Annotated in this window: 5 protein-coding genes and 1 pseudogene; all 6 read left to right on the top strand. The window is 55.1% G+C overall.

Annotated features, from left to right (window positions below; translation table 11 throughout):
- The first annotated feature begins 256 nt into the window (after window positions 1-256).
- Entirely contained in the window at window positions 257-499 is a 243-nt protein-coding gene (locus ACHHRT_RS13575; protein ID WP_395500311.1) for a hypothetical protein, read from the top strand.
- Between the two features lie 73 nt (window positions 500-572).
- The gene (locus ACHHRT_RS13580; protein ID WP_395500312.1) at window positions 573-1,079 is read left to right on the top strand and encodes a hypothetical protein; all 507 of its coding nucleotides are present in this window, start codon (window positions 573-575) and stop codon (window positions 1,077-1,079) included.
- Window positions 1,080-1,228: 149 nt separating this feature from the next.
- Entirely contained in the window at window positions 1,229-1,894 is a 666-nt protein-coding gene (locus ACHHRT_RS13585; RefSeq protein ID WP_395500313.1) for a hypothetical protein, read from the top strand.
- Between the two features lie 17 nt (window positions 1,895-1,911).
- A complete protein-coding gene (locus ACHHRT_RS13590) occupies window positions 1,912-2,547 on the top strand; it encodes an HNH endonuclease (protein ID WP_395500314.1) in 636 nt (211 codons plus the stop codon).
- A 124-nt stretch (window positions 2,548-2,671) separates the two neighbouring features.
- Window positions 2,672-4,249 carry a type I restriction-modification system subunit M gene (locus tag ACHHRT_RS13595; RefSeq protein WP_395500315.1) on the top strand — a complete coding sequence of 526 codons (1,578 nt, stop codon included), beginning with the start codon at window positions 2,672-2,674 and terminating at the stop codon, window positions 4,247-4,249.
- Window positions 4,236-4,444: pseudogene (locus ACHHRT_RS13600) on the top strand (restriction endonuclease subunit S); the annotation flags it as partial. The gene ACHHRT_RS13595 and the pseudogene ACHHRT_RS13600, both read left to right, overlap by 14 nt.

Below are 4,444 nucleotides of genomic sequence, written 5' to 3' on the forward strand. Positions count from 1 at the left end.
AAAAAGTTTACGAAAGACAGAAAATCGCATAACGTGAAATCAATGAGTTATTTCAAAGCGGGAACCGCTGACTTACAAGGCACCCGAGGGTAATGAGGGCTATGATCTCATCTGCATCCACCCAGAGCCACGATACAAACCAAAAGAAAATGAAAGGGCGCAGGTACGCATTCAGGTAAAGAGCCGCTATGCGACTGATTGCGATCGTGGCTTCCCAATTAAGGAAAAAGCACTTGATGCCTTCGATTTTATTGTCGTGGTATTTCTGAATATCGGGAAGTTTTACGGAAGCAATGACGGAACAACGGGTGCTGAAGCGCCCGAGTTTTATACGCTAACGCCAGAATTTATTAAAGCAAATCACGACACCTCATCAAGCTGGCAAAAAGTTCGGTTGAAAAAACTTCAGGAAGAAATAGAGCCGTTCAAAAACGAGGCAGGTTTTCAACTAATTGCGGAGGCGCTGGGTGTCCCAGTACCAAAGAAAAACAGGGCATAACACGGCGCTCCAGCCGACGTCAGGCCGCGATGCGGCCATCCTCGGCTGAGCTGGGCGTTCGGCCAATAAGGTAATGATGGAACACGACAAGACATTTCGCGGCAATTCGAGCCAGTTCTTCGTCGCCGGTGAACTCTGTCGTAGAGGCTATTACGCAGTCGTCACACTCGGCAATACCCCAAACGTCGATGTTTTGTGCAGCAACAGGCGAGGAACCCGCTTCGTCCATATCCAGGTGAAGACATTCCCACCCGGCAACAGGACGTGCAGTGTGGGCATGAAATCACAGCTCGATTTTGGCCCATCTTTCTTCTGGATCCTGGCAGGAATCCCATCGCCCGAATCCGACCGACCCTTTGAATATTACATCATTCCTTCCAAAGATATGGCGCACAATGTATCGAAGGCACATGAGCTCTGGCTGAAGACACCGGGAGCGAAGGGACAGGCCCACAAGGACAGCAAGGTCCGCACTGTACACCTTCCACCGCGCAAATGTTTCGCGGGCTGGGATATCTCTCAATACCTGAATAGGTGGGATTTGCTGGAAGAGATATTGAAGGACGAGCCATCTGTTTGAAGTTATCGTCGCGCCCGGCAGTTCCCGGTTGGGGGTTGGGTTTACGGCTGTTGAGCATCTTCCAGGCCACGAAATAGAGAAACAGGGCGAAAAATATGCCGAGAAGACCAAGACCGCCGGAAACAAAACGAAGCGAGCATTGGCTGCGCTTGATGGTGCGCGAGTATCCTGGCCTGTTGGATACGGCTATCGCCGAAGCCTTCGGTTGGCAAGCGACGGCGATAGACTGGCGCTCGCCGATTCAGGATGACGACTACGCGGAATATTACGATCAGGCGTTCCTCGACCGTCTGCTTGTTAACGACCTGACAATGCCTCTTGATGAATTCTGGCCCAAGAGCGGCCCGCGCTGGGACGGGCTGGCCCGCACCTCAGACGACAAACTGATCCTTATTGAAGCCAAGGCCCACATTGACGAGGCCGTCGATTATCGAAGCAAGGCATCGGACGATGCGCTCCGCAGAATCAAGCAGCGTTTGGACGAAGCCAAGACCGCATTCCGTGCAAGCAATGACGCCTGCTGGCATGCGCCACTCTACCAGATGGCCAACCGCCTCGCCCACCTATACTACCTGGCCGGGATCAACAAGAAGGATGCCTACCTCGTATTTATTGACTTTGCAAACGCGCCTGATGTTCCTCAACCGGCTTCCCAGGAAGAATGGCAGGGTGCTACTCGTCTTGCCCACAAGTGTCTCGGATTGAAGGACAGCAAACTGGCGAGGCGGGTTGCAACCGTTATCGTGAACTTGAATTATGGGAACGGCCAACCATCGGCTGGTGCGTACGCGCTACCGCGCTCCGCACAGCCGTAGCGTTCAAGGAGAATAGGATGATCCCCAAAGGTCTAACTTCAGTTCATTTTGAGAGTGCTGCGAAGGAGATAGATAGGGATGGCGTACCGAACGAGCGCGCTTCTGTCCATTATGATCTTGTCCTGAATGGCAAGAAGTACCCGCCGAAGTATGTGATCTCAATTGCAGCGAAATACCTTGACGGGGAGGAGTTGTCTTCGGATAATTTCAACGCAGTTGAGGCGAAAAATTATTTTGTGAGCCGGGGTTATCGGGTAATTGATCGCAGAGAAGGAAATACCGAACGGCATATAGCAATTGAAGATGATGAATCCGCCTCGCCAGAGGGCAAAGAACGTTTCCGCTTGCACCGCTTGAAGGAACGAGATGCCGCTTTCTCGAAGAAAGCTAAGGAGAAGCGTCTTAGGCAAACCGGTGCGCTTCGGTGTGAAGTCTGTAATTTTTCCTTTCTGGATGTGTACGGTGAACTTGGAGAGGGGTTCATTGAGGCCCATCACACGGTGCCTATATCGGAATTGGACGGAAAGCGAAAAACACAAATATCCGAGCTGGCATTGGTTTGCTCAAATTGTCATAGGATGCTACATCGGGAAAAGCCGGCGCTTAGCGTTGGCCAGTTGAGAAAGCGGGTCGCGGAACAAAGTGAAACATAGCAATGCCATTCAAGAGGGCGGTAAACCCTTCGCGAACCTACGAGTTTGCCGCCTATGATGGCTGGTGTAAACCACGTCACAGATGCAAAAAACGGGCATGCCGCCCAATCATAAAAGCCAAACCATGCCCATAAAACAACCAACCAAAAAACCCACCAAAAGCTTTGAACAAACCCTCTGGGAAACCGCCGACCGGCTGCGGGGGACGGTGGAGTCCTCCGAGTACAAGCATGTGGTGCTCAGCCTCATCTTCCTCAAGTTCGTCAGCGACAAGTTCGAGCAGCGCAAGCGGGAGCTGATCGCCGAGGGCCAGGGGGATTATGTCGACATGGTGGAGTTCTACACCATGCAGAACGTCTTCTACCTGCCCGAGGAGGCGCGCTGGTCCACCATCCGGAAAGCGGCCAAGCAGGATGACATCGCGGTGCGGATCGACACCGCCCTGCACACGGTGGAGAAGAACAACCCGGCCCTGCGCGGCGCCCTGCCGGACAACTACTTCTCCCGCCTGGGGCTGGATGCCGGCAAGTTGGCGGCCCTGATCGACTCCATCAACAACATCGACACCGTCGCCGACCACGAGCAGGATGTGGTGGGCCGGGTTTACGAATACTTCCTCGGCAAGTTCGCCGCCACCGAGGGCAAGGGCGGCGGCGAGTTCTATACCCCCAAGTGCGTGGTCAAGCTGATCGCCGAGATGATCGAGCCTTTCCGGGGCAAGATCTACGACCCCTGCTGCGGCTCCGGCGGGATGTTCGTGCAATCGGTCAAATTCGTCGAAAGCCACCGGGGCAGCAAGAAGGATATCTCCATCTACGGCCAGGAATACACCTCCACCACCTACAAGCTCTCCAAGATGAACCTGGCGATCCGGGGCATTGCCGCCAACCTGGGCGAAGCCCCCGCCGACACCTTCTTCAAGGACCAGCACCCGGACCTCAAGGCCGACTTCATCATGGCCAATCCGCCCTTCAACCTCAAGGAGTGGCGGGCCGCAGGCGAGCTGACCGACGACCCGCGCTGGGCCGGCTATGAGGTGCCCCCCACCGGCAACGCCAACTACGCCTGGATTCTGCACATGGTCTCCAAGCTCTCGGCCAACGGTGTCGCCGGCTTTGTGTTGGCCAACGGCTCCATGTCCACCAACACCTCCGGCGAGGGCCTGATCCGCCGCAAGCTGATCGAAAACGACCTGATCGACTGCATGATCGCCATGCCCGGCCAGCTCTTCTACACCACCCAGATCCCGGTCTGCCTCTGGTTTATCACCAGGAACAAAAAGGCCCAGCGGATCGAAGGCCACACCGACAGCAGCCACCGCGACCGCCGGGGCGAAACCCTCTTCATCGACGCCCGCAATATGGGCACCATGATCGACCGCACCCACAAGGAACTGACCTGCGACGACATTGCCGAGATCGCCCGCACCTACCACGCCTGGCGCGGCGAAGCCAAGGACGGCACCTACCAGGACCAACCCGGCTTCTGCAAGGCCGCCACCCTGGCGGAGATCAAGGCCAACGACTACGTCCTGACCCCGGGCCGCTACGTCGGCGCCGCCGAGATCGAAGACGACGGCATCCCCTTCGAGGAAAAGGTGGCCGAACTAAGCCAGACCCTCTACCGGCAGATGGCCGAATCGGAAAAGCTCGATGCGGTGATTCGCAGGAATTTGGAGGCGTTGGGTTATGGGGGAAAATAATAACAAGTACCGACTATCTGAACTGGCTAAATTCTCATATGGGAAAATGCCGGATAAAAATCTATTGGATAAAGGCGAATATCCGACTTTTTCCGGGTACAAGTATCAACACAAATACCCAAAGTTCAACTGCACTGAGGGTGAGGTAATTGTTGTGGCCCGTGGCGTGGGGGGGACTGGTGACGTAAAATTGGT

Source organism: Desulfurivibrio modestus (genome assembly GCF_044068625.1).
Classification (GTDB): Bacteria; Desulfobacterota; Desulfobulbia; order Desulfobulbales; family Desulfurivibrionaceae; genus Desulfurivibrio.

Excerpts from the sequence above, each read along its gene's own strand:
- ACHHRT_RS13595 (WP_395500315.1), top strand. The coding sequence starts at position 2,672 with ATGCCCATAAAACAACCAACCAAAAAACCCACCAAAAGCTTTGAACAA.
- ACHHRT_RS13580 (WP_395500312.1), top strand. The coding sequence starts at position 573 with ATGATGGAACACGACAAGACATTTCGCGGCAATTCGAGCCAGTTCTTC.
- ACHHRT_RS13590 (WP_395500314.1), top strand. The coding sequence starts at position 1,912 with ATGATCCCCAAAGGTCTAACTTCAGTTCATTTTGAGAGTGCTGCGAAG.